This is a genomic window from Sporosarcina sp. FA9 (genome assembly GCF_051550205.1).
GTDB lineage: Bacteria > Bacillota > Bacilli > Bacillales_A > Planococcaceae > Sporosarcina.
This window is the reverse complement of the sequence record NZ_CP188819.1, coordinates 1562449-1577579: the sequence shown is the minus strand read 5'-3', so window position 1 is coordinate 1577579 and position 15131 is coordinate 1562449. Positions and strand designations below refer to the sequence as shown.

The following is a 15131-nucleotide window of genomic DNA, read 5'->3' as shown; positions in this document are numbered from 1 at the left end:
ATAGGCACTTTTTTAATTTTAAATTAGATTCTTATTTTCTTGATTTCGCACGCCACAATAAGAACTGCTCAATCATCATCGCGATTATTGTACCCGTAACAAGTCCATTCGATAATGTCGTTGATAGGATATTCGGTAATCCCGCCATGCTTGTTGGCGGCATGAACATTAATCCAACACCAATCATCAAACCAAATGCAGCAACTTTAAAAGCCTGTGTTTGGTTTTTATCTGTTGCCAATTCTGTGAATGCCATTTCGACCATTTTAGTAAAGATTGCAAAAGTTACTGCATAAGCTACTGGCGCTGGTAATGTTGCGAAAAAACCCATGACCGCTGGAAAAAGGGTCATCCCAATAACAATCAGGCTACCGATAATAAAAGGCCTAATCGAAATCATTCGCGTCGCTCCTACAAAACCTGCTGCACCCGAGATTGGCACAGGTCCAATTGCAGAAAAAACACCTGATAGCAGATGGTTAATACCTGATGCAATGGATCCTTCTTTTACACGATCTGGTACTTCGATGGCAAATGAATGTTTGTATAAGTTCTCCATAACTCGTATGGATGCCATCATATTAGCAATTAATAACAATGTGATAAATAGCGTTGTAACAAACATCCCGCTGTCCCATATTGGTTTCCCATACACAAATACATCTGGAAAATCAATGAGTTTCGTTACGTGAGATTGTATAGGAGATACTTTCCCAAGCGCGAGAAATAATAACCAACCTAGACTTATTGATATGAGTATTGAGTATTTTGATATCCAACTATTTTTGTGGTTCATCGTAATGAAGGTAATTAAAATAACAACCAAACTACCAAAAGTAACAGTCCCGTCAATACTATCAACCGCAGTTTCTATACCGAACATTCCTTGTAAAAATGTTCCACTTAGTTGCAATATAAGTAATAGTAAATAAGTAAATGTAATCGCCGGCGTAAACAAACGTTTCATTTTAGTAACGACGCCCGTCAGTGCTAAAATTATAAATAGTACACCACTGTACAACATACCACTTTGTAATGCCCTTAAGGAATCAGTGGCTGTAGGATACATTACTCCTACCATACCTGCATAAACAACGAATACACCCCACCATAACCCCGCAGGTCCTTCATTAATAGGTAATCGATGACCAAATAGCGCTTGTACAATACAAGCTACCCCTAATACAAATATGGTCCGTTGAATAAAAAGTGTTGTATCTCCTGTATCCATTTCAAATACATGCGCAATTGCAATCGGGGCAGCAATGGACGATGCGATAAGAAAAATTGCCCACTGAACCCCACCAATCATATTTCTCATACTTTTCCTCCGTTGCTTTGTTCATATGTACTTATACTATACACGAATAAACATTAAATAAAAATTTGAGAAAAAAATAATTAAATTAAAAAAGTTCACTCTAAAATCACTACTATTTACCCTACCCTTTCACCGTTGCTTTTCTCCCAAATTGCAGAAATAGGAACTTGTCCAACAATACTTCCTATATACTATAATTATAGATACAATAAGGGGGATTTTCCCATGTTTAAATGGTTTAAATTTGGTGTGGCAGGTGTGACAGGTTTTTTGATTATTATCGGAGTTGTTATTGGAATTGGTGCAACAATTATTTTTAACCTTTATGTAGAAAAACAAAAAAACATCAACGAAGCAATCTCTTCATCAATACCTAAGAACTCTGAACACAAACCGATTAAAAGCACAGCTAGTACTGATAAAAAGAAGGATTTTATCCAACATGGTATTTTGAATAAAGGAAATTTTGATCAATTAAAAAAGGGCATGACCTACATAAAGGTTGTAGATATTCTAGGCTCAGAAGGAAAAAAGGAGTCCGTTAGAGAAAGTACAGACAGTCTTTCCGTAACTTATCAATTTAAAGAAAAAGGTTATGAAGGCATTGATATGGGTATTTCATTCTTTAATGGTGAACTGAGTCATAAAACATTCTATTCAGGTGAACCTGAAAAATCAGAAGTAATCATAACATCAGAGCAGTTTGACAAAATTCCTACTGGCATGACGTATGACGATGCACAAGCCATTATTGGTGGCCCCGGCATTTTAATATCTGAATATGGATTTCCCGAGGATAATTACCATACACAAACTTATAGATATGATGGACACTCCGAAAGTGCAAATGCTTTTTTAGTTTTTAAAAAAGATATATTGGAATCAAAATCACAATCATCACTTGAATAAACAAAGCCAAGTCATCACACAAATTTCAATCCTGTGATGACTTGGCTTTTTTGTTCCTATGAGCTCTATTTTGGGCTAAATGTTAAAATAGCCTAGAATAAACTGTATCTGCATAATTACCTTCTCTTCGTAAATTAAACAATCGTTTTATCGTTCAAGAAAGAATATATGCTGTAATAAAAGAAGCAAGCATGACAAGTATAAAGACAGCATCTAATTTTGAATACTTTGTCGGATAAAAATATGTTCTCCTTGCAGACATTTGAAATCGCTTCGCTTCCATTGCTACAGCAACCCTTTGAGCCCTCCGTATGCTCTGGGCAAACAGTGGTACAGTAAACATTTTAAGTCGCTCAAAAACCCCTTTAATCCCTTTTGAAAAAAGAACTCCACGAACTTTTAAAGCATTTGACCGTGTTTGCAATTCATCGACTATAACCGGCATAAGTCTAATGGAAGCAATAAAACTATAAGCATATTTTGGAGGCATTTTAAACTGTTGCATAAGAGCATAGAAAAGTAATATAGGTCGGGACGTTAACAAAAATGCTAGACTTAGAAAACCAAAGCACATCGTTTTAAAGCCCAATAGCAATCCGAAAAAGAAACTTTCCTCTGAAATCTTAATGAATCCCCATGACCACCAAATGGTATCTCCTCTTCCGAATAAAACCATCGTAATTGTAGATGAAAAAAAAGATAATGCAATTGGAATTGAAAACAGCAATAATTTTTTCCACGAATATCCACTAAAACTGTACAATAAAAGTCCGAAAAAGACCGCTTGATTTAATGCAAAAGAAAAACTTTGATTGAAAAATACAATTAGAAACAATATAAAGAAAAGAGCAAACTTTACAGCTGGATTGACACGATAAAGCCATGTTTCTTTTAGTGGCGTGAACAACTCAAGCAATAGGATTCACCCTCTGTTCCTCTAAATCGAATTCCTGTAGCGTCTCTACATGTATCAATTGCCCTTTGTCAATTTTCCAAACAATAGTTGCAAAGCTTTCTACAATTTCCATATCATGTGTAACCATAACAATTGTTGCCCCGTTCTTACGTAGTTGTTCCAACTTTTCTAATAATATAAATGTGTTTCGAGCATCTTGTCCAAACGTTGGTTCATCAAGTAAAAGTATTGCAGAACCTTGTGCAAAAGCAGTAGCTACACTTAACCGCCTTTTTTGACCAATCGATAATTGAAACGGATGACGTAGTTCGTTTACATCTAATTGAAACAATTTAAGCAGACTAGTTACTTCAGAACGAACTTCCGTTTCTGGAAGCCCTAATAAACGATATGAAAATGCAATTTCATCAAAAAGAGTATTCGTTATGAACTGCAATTCAGGGTTCTGAAAAACTAGAGACAATTCAGTTGGCGGCCTTTTCTTTCGTTGGAGTAAATCGATTTCCTTACCGCTCAGCTCATAATAACCTGTTGTTTGAATCAAATGAATTAATGATAGTAAAAATGTGCTCTTCCCCGCTCCATTATCTCCTATTATCGTAATCCAACTGCCTTCAGGTATATGTGCTTTCGGTATATTAATTTTTTCATCTTTACCTCTATACCCTTTAAAATCACGGAGATTAATAATTGGTTCCAGCACTACACTTTCTATTTGTCTTAACGCTTTTATTTCTATATATTCAGGACTCTTTAAGTAATCATTCCAAACTTCTGGATACCAAATTCCATATTCATCGATTTCAGATTGGTACAATTCAAATATCGATTTAGGTGAGCCATTTGCAATTATGTCACCTGCTGGTCCAAATAGTACCACTCGATCTACCCAGTCTGCGATGTGATCTATTTTATGTTCAACAATGAGTACTGTTTTATCTGCCGCTACTTGTTTAACCGCATCCCAGATTTGGATTGTTCCTTCAGGATCAAGTAAAGCAGATGGCTCATCGAGAAATAACACATCCGGTTGTAAAAGTAAAACCGAAGCGAGTGCTAATCGTTGTTTCATTCCTTGTGAAAGATTTTGAATTGAAGTATGTACTTCAATGTCTTGTAAACCAACACTTACGAGAACATCCTTTATCAAATCGTCCATTTTATTTCTATGTATATGTAAATTTTCAAGAACAAAGGCTAGTTCTTCATCCACATATGGCATGCAAAATTGTGTATCCGGATCCTGAAAAACAAATCCCCATGATTCAGGATGCTGAATTGAATCATATTTAAGGGGAACTTCTATAGAGTGTGGTATTATTCCGCTCAGCACTTGGAGTAATGTCGACTTTCCACATCCACTAGGGCCGAGGAGCAATACTTTCTCACCTTTTGAAACAGTGAAAGAGATGTCCTTAAAAACTAAGGACGTCTCTCCAGGAAATTTTAATCGAAGGTTTATTACTTCCATGAAGGCTTTTTCTTTATGAGTACTCAATTGAAAACTTCCTTTTTAACTATTATTTAATAAGTCATATTCTTCCTTTGATACTGGTCGAATCATATTTGTTACACCTGTTGCTTCCAGTGCGCGAACGATATAAAAAGTAAATATGCCAGTAAATATAAAAGCACTTATGACACGTAAGCCATATTTGACGAAAAGAGCCCAAACTTCAAGATTGGCATATCCGTAAAACCAATCCAAGAAGAAGCCTGCAAAACATGAAGCGATACCCGCCAAACCAGCAACTGCAATCCCAAATTTCTTATATCGAAATGAAGCAAATAATGCTTCTGCTGCTAATCCTTGCACAAGACCGTATATGAGGACAGTAAAGCCTTGTCCAATAAAAGCTGAAAGACCCGCCGCAGCTAAACTTGATATTAATGCAACACCTGGCTTACGAATTAGTAAGAACGCGAATGGTCCCACCATGAACCACATTCCATACAACAGTTGACGTGCAACTGGGAGTATTGGTTTTACAACGGTATATAAATCGTCCCAAAACTTCATGGTGATACCAAATACAACTCCCACCATTATTGCAATTAATAAATCTGAAAACTTTAACTTGAACATCTCTCTATCCCCTTTTAAAATTTTTAATAACAAAAAAGTCGCCTGAATGCACGGGCGACTGAGAATTGTCCAATTTTCTCTCTACGCTGGCATTATCCAGATCAGATTAACGGTCAGCAGCGGATAACATCTGCAATCTCAGCCTGATTCACTCAAGCACCCAAACGAACTTCTATGTAATTAGACCAACTATACAATAGTTTCCTATCTTTGGCAACTCGTCATCTAGATATAATGTGAATAATACAACATACCCGAAAAGGAATTTCTTTCGAATGGTCCATTTCATTCACTCCCCCCTTATTTCATAACCAACACCAAATACCATGTCGATGAGGGATGGGCCGCTCTCGCGACCATGCGTTGCACCCCAGTTTGGTTTCCAAATAGGATTTAGTGAAAGCGAATAGCTTTTTTGTCATAGTACCAATCATATTTTCCATTCGATTTTGAAAGTCAATGATGATATACTAGTCCTTACTAGATAGAAATCGTACGAAGAATAATTTACACATATAGGGGTGGAATATATGGAAGCTATGTTGAAAGAAATCCTTCATGAATTGAAGAATGTCAACAACCGATTAGATTCTTTGGAACAGGGTCAAAAGACGTTGGTACAGGGACAAATGAATTTGGAACAAGGGCAAAAAGCATTGGAAAAAGGACAAATAGCATTGGAACAAGGGCAAATAGAAATACGCAAGGATATAGCAGGATTAAAAGAAAATCATGGCGGTCTAATAAAAGAATTAGTCCAAAATTTCGCTATATACAATGAGGAAATCGTAAATCTTATCGAGGATAAAACTTCTGCACTCAACATGCGGGTTTTCCATATTGAAACTTCAATTCAAAATTTTAAAAAACAGTTACAATTTATGCAAAAATAAAAAATTTCAAAAGAATAACCTCACTCCATTTATTTGCTTAATTTCCCGTATACAAGATTTTTTCACACTATTAACACGATACAATTTTCAAAAGGTTTCTAAATATAGTTTTTCAAGAAAACGAAAAAGATATGAAAGAATCATAACTGTAAAATATAGAACGTTTTAATTTAGTACAATAATCAATTAAGCGAGTACTCCATTGATTTCATCAATGGAGTACTCGCTTTTTTCTTCAGAGCTTATACAAATCAGTATATTTATTCGTTAAAAAATCCACTAAATATTTCGGATTTAATTTTTCCTTCGTCACGTCTTCAAGCATCTCTAACGGTTTTTTCATCTTACCATATTGGTGAATGTTATCAGTAAACCACTGCCAGATAAAAAGTTTATGTGGATACTCATCTATTATTTCATTCGCACAGGCAATGCCTACTGTATTTAGTAATTCAATTGCATATAGGCTTGCATTTTTTTATTCATTTTTTATGTTTCCGAAGCATCTCAATGATCTGATTTCCAACTGTGTAAACTGGATTCAAAGCAGTCATAGGTTCTTGTAAAATCATCGCAACATCTTACCGCGAATTGCAGTCATTTTTTTGAATCGAGTTTTGTTAAATCAGTACCGTTTAATAAAACAGAACCTCCTATAATTTTACTCGGCTTACTTATTAAATTCATCACGGAAAGTGCAGTCACGCTTTTCCCACTACCCCTTTCTAATTTCTATTAAAAGTAATTACTTTTATAACTTCGCATTTTCAATTCTAGGAGGCATGCTCTAATTAATAAATAGGTCACTCCTACGATAAACCGCTTACAAAATCCATTTAGATAGGTTTTCTATTAATTATTAGTATATTGCTAAAACTCATGTATAGTTTAGTTCTAATCAAAGAATGGAGGTAATGAAAACAATGCCCAATAAAATGATACAAAAAAGTCGAATGTGGAAATATTTTATTGAAGCAACAGTAGAAATAATACAAGAAGAAGGAATCGACCAAGTCACTATACGCAAAGTTGCAGATCGTGCAGGATATAATAGCTCAACAATATATAATTACTTTAAAGACCTTTCACATTTAACCTTCTTTGCATCCATGACTCTAATGAAAGAATATACGAATGAATTAGCATCATATATTGAATTAGGAGATACTCCATTAGATAAATATACACTTGCATGGGAATGTTTTTGTAAATATTCCTTTTCACAACCCGAAATTTTTCACACCATTTTCATAATGGACTTGGGTGCTCAACCCGAAAGTTTGTTGGAAGAGTACTATGATATTTACCCATCAGATCTTATTAATATTCCTGAAAGTATTAAGCCTATTCTGCTCCAACGAAGCGTGTTTAAGAGAGGAGAATCAATGTTAAATAGTGCGGTGCAAAATGGACTTATTAACAAGAACCAAGCAGAAGATATTAATGAAATGACCAATTTAGTATGGCAGGGAATGCTAACTACTGTTTTATATAATCGAACAAACTATGATAGCGATGAGGCTTTAAGGATGACGATGAAATACATAAAGAAAATCATTATAAATGAAACGGAGAAACCCGTTTCATTTGGACAAAACAAATAGTTGAAACCAACTGTTTGTAAATAATCTGTTTACATTGGGACATACTAACTTTTAATTTCATAAGAAGGAGGAAGTACAATGTCCCCAGTCAGACCAAAGCCAAATGACTCAGATTCAAACGTAAACATACTGAAGAAAACAATTAGTAATATGGAAGCCGCCGAAGCTGCAGAGGAATTCGCAGTGGGAAGAGAACGTAAGACAATTAAGGAAAAAAATGAGCGTCGTGAAGAGAGTATTAAGGACTTGCAATATGTAATTAAAGAAGAAGAAAAATCACGGAACAATGATTTCTCGTAAGAAGTTATTTAGTTTTTAATCAGCAAAATTATGTAGTTCTGATACACCTTTAATACCAATAGCATCAAATGGAGTCAGCTAAATAAAGCGGACTCCTTTTGTTGTTTTTTCACATAAATAGATAGTGACGAGATTTGTGGCATATATGTAGCCAACCCCTGAAAACACAAAAGCAGGATCTTAATTAATCTCAGGAAATTAACAAACAGATGCAATAAAGCATAGTCTAGATGAGGTAAAGAGTCTTTATAAGGAAGGAAATGGTGGTATGAACTTTCAACAATTTAGCGGGACAGTCACATCGATTAGCGATTTTCAAATAACTGCAAGCGATGAAAATAGAGGTTGTTATCAACTGTTCTCGGTGGATAGTGGCTATGGAAATGTAGTGAATTTTGTCATTGAACCAGGGACTTATTTCGTTGATCATGAAGTGGTAGTTGTCGGAGATCGTGTAACCGGTTTTTATGATGCCAATGCTCCTGTTCCATTAATCTTTCCACCACAATATCGAGCAATCGTTATGACCAAAGAGCATCCCTATCAAAATGTGAAAGTAGACTTTTTCAACAGCCAATTGATCAGTAGTGATGGAAGTTTAATGTTAGATATATCCTTCAGCACTGAGATTGTTTTGGAGAATGGTCAATTATTTAATCATAATCCTATTAACCGTAACTTAATCGTAATCTATGGCCCCACTACTCGAAGTATACCCGCTCAAACGACCCCTTTTAAAATTATTGTTATATGCTAGGAATATCGTGTCTATGTAAATTAAATTATTTACATAGACACTCTTTATATTTCGCTATATAATCCCCTTTCTAATGGAATTGGGGTACAATTAAAGGCAACAATTTCTTTTGAAGGGAATCGAATTCATTTGCAGCTAATTGTTACCTTTATCATATTAGGAATTAGTATTATTTTATTCATGACGAACCGTGTACGAGCCGACCTTGTTGCGGTTCTTGCATTACTCGCTTTCGTTGTGACAGGCATTTTAGATACGCCAGAAGCTCTCATCGGTTTTTCAAACTCGGTCGTTATCATGATTGCCGGTTTATTTATCGTCGGAGCCGGTATTTTTCGTACAGGACTTGCCCAAATGGCAGGAAACATACTTCTTCGTTCATCAGGTGACAGTGAAAAGAAATTATTCATATTGCTGCTTACTATTGTCGCCGTCGTTGGTGCCTTTATGAGCAATACGGGGACGGTTGCTCTGATGCTTCCAATTGTAGTTAGTGTCGCGATAAGTATCAAAAGCAGTCCAACTAAGTTTTTAATTCCGCTGTCCTATATGGCCAGTTTTTCAGGTTTACTTACACTTATTGCTTCCCCGCCAAATTTAATCGTAAGCCAACAACTTGTCGATAACGGTTTTGAGAAGCTAGGTTTCTTTGAAATCACCCCCATCGGAATTGTTGGGGTAGTTGTTGGTATTATTTATTTATTTGCTGTACGAAACATTTTGCTTCCGAAAGAAAATAGAAACAATGATTCAAAAAATGAACATCTTTTATCCCCTAAACAACTAGCAACAGACTACCAATTGGGCGGGAACTTGTTTCGAGTAAAAGTTCCAGTTGACTCAAAAATGATTGGCAAACGCTTGGCGCAACTAAAAATTCCAGCCACTTACCAATTGTGCATATTAAAAATTGAACGGAAGTCCACGGAGGGCATTAACTTATTACCGATGACGTATCAAGAAATGGCCGGACCGAAAAGTATAATCCAAGCTAAAGACATTTTACAAATTCAAGGTTCACCTAAAAGTTTCGACAAATTTGTAGAAGATTTTTCACTTATTGTTCAGGATAATAATTCGGATGCTGACGAGCTTATTTCAAAGCAGCTTGGCATTGCAGAAGTGTTGTTGACACCACATTCTAGCCTTATCAATGAAACCATAAGGGGCATCCGTTTTCGGGAAAAATACAACTTGAATATTCTTGCGATCAATCGCCGAGGCGAATACGTCTTAAAAGATATGTCTAAGGAACATCTGCGTTTCGGAGATGCGTTATTAGTACAAGGTTCCTGGGTGGAAATTGAACTTCTTGCAAGGGAAACACGGGATGTCGTTGTTGTAGGTCAACCAAAAGAACATGCAAGTGTAGCTGCAGCAAATGGTAAAGCGCCAATTGCTGGTGGAATTATGTTGTTAATGGTTTTACTTATGATTTTCGAAGTGTTTCCTGCAGTTATCTCCGTTTTAATTAGTGCAGTTTTGATGATAATGACAGGCTGTTTACGAAACATAGATGATGCGTATAGTAAAATAAATTGGGAAAGCATTGTATTAATTGCGGCAATGCTTCCAATGGCAACCGCGTTAGAGAAAACTGGTGGAATGGTGCTTCTTTCGGAAGGAATAATTCATGCATTAGGAGATTTCGGCTCAATTGGAGTACTTGCGGGCATTTATTTTATTACGATGGTTTTTGGACAGTTTATAAGCAATACCGCAACCGCCGTTTTATTTGCACCCATTGCCATGAATGCAGCAATAAGCCTCGATGCAAGTCCATACACCTTTTTAATAGCAGTTGCAGTAGCTTCTAGTATGGCTTTTGCAACACCTGTTGCCTCTCCCACAAACGCACTCGTTATGACTGCTGGGGGTTATAAGTTTTTCGACTTCGTAAAGATTGGGGTACCTTTGCAAATTATCATGTTCATTGTCATGATGATTGTAATTCCAATTGTCTTTCCGTTGTAAATCAATTATGTCGATTTCAAACTAGGTTTTCATTCTTATTACATTAAAATTGATATATTTTATAGTAAAAGAATCACCCATTACCTTTAAACAGGCAATGGGTGATTCCTTTTTATTAAAACAATTACGTACCACAAAAGGTTTGATAAGGAATTGGATTTTGTACGGGCTTAGAATACTTAACTTGATTGGCTGAATGGGCATAAGGGACTGAAAGAACTTTAAGTAAATCCTCCAACAATCCATAATCACCTTTATTTACTGCAGATTCCAAAGCGGATTCTACCTGATGATTTCGTGGAATTAGTGCGGGATTACACGCCTTCATTAATTGTCGGGAGACTTCTATTGTTTCGGGTTGTCTGCTTAATCTTGCCTGCCATTTCTCATGCCATTTCGTAAACTCTACTGTGTCAAAAAGAGATAGCCCCTGCAACTTGTCAAATGAAAGAGCAATAAAAGTATTTGTGAAATCCGAACTATTATTATCCATTATAGTAAGCAATTCATTAACAAGAGCTTCATCCTCAACCTCATCATTAAATATTCCAAGTTTACCTCTCATGCCTTCTAGCCAGTTCATTCGGTATATTTCAGGATATCCTGAGATTGCTTCTTGTGCCAACTTAATACCTTCCGCGTCATTTTCATCCAGTAATGGAATTAAAGTTTCTGCAAATCGTGCAAGATTCCACCCAACAATATGTGGCTGATTACCATATGCGTATCTTCCCTGTACATCAATGGAACTGAAAACAGTTGTTGGGCTGTAGTCGTCCATGAAAGCGCATGGACCATAATCGATGGTCTCTCCGCTTATCGTCATATTATCGGTATTCATAACACCATGAATAAATCCAACCAGTTGCCATTTTGCAACTAGAGCAGCATGTCGCTTGATGACTTCTTGAATGAATGAGAGAAATCTATGTTCATCGAATTCAATTTCTGGATAGTGCCGTTTAATTGCATAGTCAGCCAAAGATTTAAGTTCATGGAGTGTGCACCATTTTGCGACGTATTGAAACGTACCAAAACGCAAATGACTTGAAGCAACACGGGTTAGAATTGCACCTGGAAGATACGTTTCGCGCGCAATCGACTCGCCAGTAGTAACAACTGCAAGACTACGAGTTGTCGGAACCCCCAGTGCGTGCATGGACTCACTAATTATGTACTCACGCAACATAGGTCCAAGTGCTGCTCGTCCGTCGCCTCCTCGAGAATAGGGTGTTAAACCTGAACCTTTAAGCTGAATATCAAAACGTTCACCTGTAGGAGTGACTTGCTCTCCGATTAACAGAGCACGTCCATCTCCAAGCATCGCAAAATGACCAAACTGATGGCCTGCATAGGCTTGAGCTAAACCAACAGCACCACTAGGGAGTTCGTTTCCACCTAGAATTGCTATACCTTTTTCACTTTTAAATTGTTCTATATTGAAACCTAAAGTTTCAGCCAAGGAGTTATTAAAAATAACAAGTTTAGGTGATTTCACAGGATTGGGTTTGACGATAGAATAAAAGGATTCTGATAAACGACTATAGCTGTTTTCAAGATTCCATCCTGCTTCGTCTATTCCATTTACTTTAGTCATAAGTACTCCTTTCCTCTTTCTTTTTTTCAAGTTTTACTGCATTAGTGTCTACCACTTTTATTACATTATACCCTTATCCACACTCAATAAAATGTTTTCAGCCGATATGCAACTATATTCTTTTCTTAACTAGGCATAGTAATGTACTATTTCTTAACAGGAGGTATAATACCTCTATAGGTATATAAATTTGGAGGAATGTATTAAATGAAAAAACAATCGTATGAAAACCACTCACGTTTCTATCCATTGCAGCATTATATCTGGTTACCTCTTAGTTTCCTGATGCTTATTGGAACAATTGTTTATCTAGTAATGCAGTTAATTAATGGTGACTTCACATTTGAAACTCTTTTATTAGTTGGATTGGTTGTATTAAGTATTATTGCTGGTGTCTTGGCACGCAATTATGCACTAAAAATGCAAGATCGATTAATTCGCACAGAAGAACAGTTTAGATATTTTATATTAACAAAAGAGACTATCGATTCCAGATTAACAATACCACAGCTGATCGCACTGCGTTTTTCGTCTGATGCTGAACTACCAGTTTTGGCAAAGAAAGCTGCTGATGAAGGTATGACTCCGGATTCAATTAAAAAATCCGTAGTTGACTGGCGTTCTGATTTTCATCGTGTATAACTTTATATTTACACACAGTCTATCAATATTTTGTAGACTGTGTGTTTTTCTTTGAAGAGTAGTAAAAGTAGCTGTAATCAACCTGATTCTACAATTTTAAACTGTTACTCGGATAAACTGCATTTCAGTATTTAAGCCTTGCAATCCACGAGTAAAGGATTCTATATATACCTTTGATAACAGTATTATGTATTCATTTTTCTCATCAAATTTCCATTCACACTATCGCTTAATACACTATCTCTCCTGTAGTTCTAGTTCAAACATTCAATTGTCAAAAATAGTCCACCATAATTAGAATCAACATTCTTTATTTCTAATCCTGATTCTTTTATTACTTCTAATGTGTTGCGGTTTAAATGACATCCATCAAAACCTTTTTTCCATAGTGGTGTTAATACGTCTTGTGTTTTCCCCAATAAGGGTTGATCCATTCGAACATGTTCAAAAAATACTATTTCAGCACCTGTTTTACTAACACGTCTAATCTCCTTTAACGCTTTAAAAGGATCAAGAATCGTACAAAAAACGAGAGTTGAAACGACGGTGTCGAATGTAGAATCTGCAAATGGAAGTTCTTCGGCTGATGCTGAATACAATTCAATCGGTACCTTTGATTTCTGCATACGTTTTAGTGCTTTCTTACTCATTAAAGGATTTGGTTCAATTGCATCTACATGGATAGCGTTCTTATAATACGGAAAATTAACGCCCGTTCCTGAACCAATTTCCAAGACCCTCCCCTTCGCCTCGCCAACAAGCTCGGTTCTTATTTTGTTAAACCGTGTTTTTTCTAAAGGCTTCATTGCTACATCATACAAATACGGAAACCATTTCCCCATACTATCTACACCTTTTTCATCATTTTAAATTCCGTTTCTGCGACCCCGAACTTTTTTCTCGAAAGCATTTTTCATCTTTGCTATTTCTTGTATGGTTGGTGGTACTCTAACAGGTATTTCATAGTCAATATACTTTTCAATAGCTTTTAAATTATTACCATCGCTCGGTGTTATAAAAGTAATTGCTTTGCCTGTTTTCCCTGCACGTCCCGTTCTACCTATTCGGTGAACATAACTCTCTTTTTCAATAGGAATATCAAAGTTTACCACCAAAGATATATTATTAACATCAATTCCCCTCGCTGCAACATCCGTCGCAACAAGATACCGAAAGTTTCCTATTTTAAAACCTTCAATAACCGAAAAACGATCACTTTGTTTGATACTACCATGAATCTTTTCACATGAATAATTAGACTTCTCCAATTCGGCAAATACTTTATCAACACGTCCTTTAGTTTTGCAGAAAATAATGCAACTATCGGGATTCTCAACAATTGTTATATCCTTGAGCATTGATATCTTCCGTGCTTCATTGACTTCAATTATCTGTTGTTCAATTTTATTTGTTAGGATACTTTCAGAAGCAATTGAAATATTGATAGGGTCTTTCATATATTGACGACAAATATTTTCAACTATTTTTGGGTATGTTGCAGAAAAAACCATTGTTATTCTATCGTCAGGAAGTTTTGTTAGAATAGCTTCTACATCTTTTAAAAACCCCATATTCAGCATTTCATCCGCTTCATCTATAATTAGGTATTTTATTTCTTCGAGTAAAAAGGTTCCTCTTTCAATATGGTCTTTCAAACGTCCCGGTGTTCCTACGATAATATGTATTTTTTGTTCCAATTCTTCAATTTGTTGTGAAATCGGTTCTTTACCGTAAAGAGCTAGTGTTTTAATACGTTTAAAACGCCCAATATCCGATAAGTCATCACGTACTTGTGTTGTAAGTTCACGGGTTGGAGTTAAGATTAATACTTGTGGATTTGTGCTATTTGTTTCGATAATTTGGCAAATCGGAATACCAAAAGCCGCCGTTTTTCCACTTCCTGTTTGAGATTTCACAATCAGATCTCGTTTTTCGAACACTTTTGGTATGACTTCTATTTGAACGTTTGTTGGGATTTCATATTTTAATAAAGCAAGGGCTCTCTTAATTTCGTCGTCTAACTGATAATTGTCAAAGGTAATTTCGCTCATATAGTGGACCTCATTTCAAAATACGGTGCCTGAATTTCTGTAGCTCTGGATAACTCAAGTTAAATAAAGAGTAAAGCCTTT

The 15131-nt window shown here is 35.9% G+C and carries 15 protein-coding genes; 7 read left to right on the top strand and 8 right to left on the bottom strand.

Annotation, left to right across the window (positions count from 1 at the left end; all coding sequences use genetic code 11):
* Nucleotides 1-31 precede the first annotated feature (31 nt).
* Nucleotides 32-1321, bottom strand: coding sequence for a purine/pyrimidine permease (locus ACP8HH_RS07675; RefSeq protein ID WP_438318153.1), 1290 nt, complete (start codon nucleotides 1319-1321; stop codon nucleotides 32-34).
* Nucleotides 1322-1546: 225 nt separating this feature from the next.
* Between ACP8HH_RS07675 and ACP8HH_RS07670 the strand changes: the two genes are divergently transcribed.
* A complete protein-coding gene (locus ACP8HH_RS07670; RefSeq protein WP_438318150.1) occupies nucleotides 1547-2230 on the top strand; it encodes a hypothetical protein in 684 nt (227 codons plus the stop codon).
* Between the two features lie 154 nt (nucleotides 2231-2384).
* Here ACP8HH_RS07670 and ACP8HH_RS07665 read toward each other — a convergent pair whose 3' ends face one another.
* Genes ACP8HH_RS07665 through ACP8HH_RS07655 form a run of 3 tightly spaced genes read right to left on the bottom strand, consistent with a single transcriptional unit; the run spans nucleotide 2385 to nucleotide 5232 of the window.
* Nucleotides 2385-3146 carry an energy-coupling factor transporter transmembrane component T family protein gene (locus tag ACP8HH_RS07665; protein WP_438318147.1) on the bottom strand — a complete coding sequence of 254 codons (762 nt, stop codon included), beginning with the start codon at nucleotides 3144-3146 and terminating at the stop codon, nucleotides 2385-2387.
* The gene (locus tag ACP8HH_RS07660) at nucleotides 3139-4644 is read right to left on the bottom strand and encodes an ABC transporter ATP-binding protein (protein WP_438318144.1); all 1506 of its coding nucleotides are present in this window, start codon (nucleotides 4642-4644) and stop codon (nucleotides 3139-3141) included. The genes ACP8HH_RS07665 and ACP8HH_RS07660 overlap by 8 nt, the downstream gene beginning before the upstream one ends.
* A 15-nt stretch (nucleotides 4645-4659) precedes the next feature.
* Complete coding sequence (locus tag ACP8HH_RS07655; protein WP_438318141.1) at nucleotides 4660-5232, bottom strand: ECF transporter S component; 573 nt, start codon at nucleotides 5230-5232, stop codon at nucleotides 4660-4662.
* A 539-nt stretch (nucleotides 5233-5771) separates the two neighbouring features.
* Between ACP8HH_RS07655 and ACP8HH_RS07650 the strand changes: the two genes are divergently transcribed.
* Nucleotides 5772-6125 carry a hypothetical protein gene (locus ACP8HH_RS07650; RefSeq protein ID WP_438318138.1) on the top strand — a complete coding sequence of 118 codons (354 nt, stop codon included), beginning with the start codon at nucleotides 5772-5774 and terminating at the stop codon, nucleotides 6123-6125.
* 235 nt (nucleotides 6126-6360) lie between these two features.
* Here ACP8HH_RS07650 and ACP8HH_RS07645 read toward each other — a convergent pair whose 3' ends face one another.
* Nucleotides 6361-6510: a hypothetical protein gene (locus ACP8HH_RS07645; protein ID WP_438319067.1), complete on the bottom strand. Its 150-nt coding sequence runs from the start codon at nucleotides 6508-6510 to the stop codon at nucleotides 6361-6363.
* Nucleotides 6511-7060: 550 nt separating this feature from the next.
* Between ACP8HH_RS07645 and ACP8HH_RS07640 the strand changes: the two genes are divergently transcribed.
* The 4 genes from ACP8HH_RS07640 to ACP8HH_RS07625 all read left to right on the top strand — a co-directional run bounded on the left by ACP8HH_RS07640 (nucleotide 7061) and on the right by ACP8HH_RS07625 (nucleotide 10760).
* Nucleotides 7061-7729 carry a TetR/AcrR family transcriptional regulator gene (locus ACP8HH_RS07640; RefSeq protein ID WP_438318135.1) on the top strand — a complete coding sequence of 223 codons (669 nt, stop codon included), beginning with the start codon at nucleotides 7061-7063 and terminating at the stop codon, nucleotides 7727-7729.
* Nucleotides 7730-7807: 78 nt separating this feature from the next.
* The gene (locus ACP8HH_RS07635; protein WP_438318132.1) at nucleotides 7808-8029 is read left to right on the top strand and encodes a small, acid-soluble spore protein tlp; all 222 of its coding nucleotides are present in this window, start codon (nucleotides 7808-7810) and stop codon (nucleotides 8027-8029) included.
* Nucleotides 8030-8297: 268 nt separating this feature from the next.
* Nucleotides 8298-8786, top strand: a complete 489-nt coding sequence (locus tag ACP8HH_RS07630) for a hypothetical protein (RefSeq protein WP_438318129.1) — start codon at nucleotides 8298-8300, stop codon at nucleotides 8784-8786.
* A 180-nt stretch (nucleotides 8787-8966) separates the two neighbouring features.
* Nucleotides 8967-10760, top strand: a complete 1794-nt coding sequence (locus ACP8HH_RS07625) for an SLC13 family permease (protein WP_438318126.1) — start codon at nucleotides 8967-8969, stop codon at nucleotides 10758-10760.
* Nucleotides 10761-10884: 124 nt separating this feature from the next.
* On the opposite strand, the gene ACP8HH_RS07620 is transcribed toward ACP8HH_RS07625, so the two are convergent.
* Nucleotides 10885-12357 carry a protein adenylyltransferase SelO gene (locus tag ACP8HH_RS07620; RefSeq protein WP_438318123.1) on the bottom strand — a complete coding sequence of 491 codons (1473 nt, stop codon included), beginning with the start codon at nucleotides 12355-12357 and terminating at the stop codon, nucleotides 10885-10887.
* Nucleotides 12358-12564: 207 nt separating this feature from the next.
* Here ACP8HH_RS07620 and ACP8HH_RS07615 point away from each other — a divergent pair, with 207 nt between their 5' ends.
* On the top strand, nucleotides 12565-12999 hold the full coding sequence (locus ACP8HH_RS07615) for a DUF6526 family protein (protein WP_438318120.1): 435 nt from the start codon (nucleotides 12565-12567) through the stop codon (nucleotides 12997-12999).
* Nucleotides 13000-13253: 254 nt separating this feature from the next.
* Here the strand turns inward: ACP8HH_RS07615 and ACP8HH_RS07610 are convergent, their stop codons facing one another.
* On the bottom strand, nucleotides 13254-13841 hold the full coding sequence (locus ACP8HH_RS07610; RefSeq protein WP_438318117.1) for a class I SAM-dependent methyltransferase: 588 nt from the start codon (nucleotides 13839-13841) through the stop codon (nucleotides 13254-13256).
* Between the two features lie 24 nt (nucleotides 13842-13865).
* Entirely contained in the window at nucleotides 13866-15050 is a 1185-nt protein-coding gene (locus ACP8HH_RS07605) for a DEAD/DEAH box helicase (protein WP_438318114.1), read from the bottom strand.
* Nucleotides 15051-15131 lie beyond the last annotated feature (81 nt).

Excerpts from the sequence above, each read along its gene's own strand:
- ACP8HH_RS07675 (WP_438318153.1), bottom strand. The coding sequence starts at position 1,321 with ATGAGAAATATGATTGGTGGGGTTCAGTGGGCAATTTTTCTTATCGCA.
- ACP8HH_RS07670 (WP_438318150.1), top strand. The coding sequence starts at position 1,547 with ATGTTTAAATGGTTTAAATTTGGTGTGGCAGGTGTGACAGGTTTTTTG.
- ACP8HH_RS07655 (WP_438318141.1), bottom strand. The coding sequence starts at position 5,232 with ATGTTCAAGTTAAAGTTTTCAGATTTATTAATTGCAATAATGGTGGGA.
- ACP8HH_RS07650 (WP_438318138.1), top strand. The coding sequence starts at position 5,772 with ATGTTGAAAGAAATCCTTCATGAATTGAAGAATGTCAACAACCGATTA.
- ACP8HH_RS07640 (WP_438318135.1), top strand. The coding sequence starts at position 7,061 with ATGATACAAAAAAGTCGAATGTGGAAATATTTTATTGAAGCAACAGTA.
- ACP8HH_RS07635 (WP_438318132.1), top strand. The coding sequence starts at position 7,808 with ATGTCCCCAGTCAGACCAAAGCCAAATGACTCAGATTCAAACGTAAAC.
- ACP8HH_RS07630 (WP_438318129.1), top strand. The coding sequence starts at position 8,298 with ATGAACTTTCAACAATTTAGCGGGACAGTCACATCGATTAGCGATTTT.
- ACP8HH_RS07625 (WP_438318126.1), top strand. The coding sequence starts at position 8,967 with ATGACGAACCGTGTACGAGCCGACCTTGTTGCGGTTCTTGCATTACTC.
- ACP8HH_RS07620 (WP_438318123.1), bottom strand. The coding sequence starts at position 12,357 with ATGACTAAAGTAAATGGAATAGACGAAGCAGGATGGAATCTTGAAAAC.
- ACP8HH_RS07615 (WP_438318120.1), top strand. The coding sequence starts at position 12,565 with ATGAAAAAACAATCGTATGAAAACCACTCACGTTTCTATCCATTGCAG.
- ACP8HH_RS07610 (WP_438318117.1), bottom strand. The coding sequence starts at position 13,841 with ATGGGGAAATGGTTTCCGTATTTGTATGATGTAGCAATGAAGCCTTTA.
- ACP8HH_RS07605 (WP_438318114.1), bottom strand. The coding sequence starts at position 15,050 with ATGAGCGAAATTACCTTTGACAATTATCAGTTAGACGACGAAATTAAG.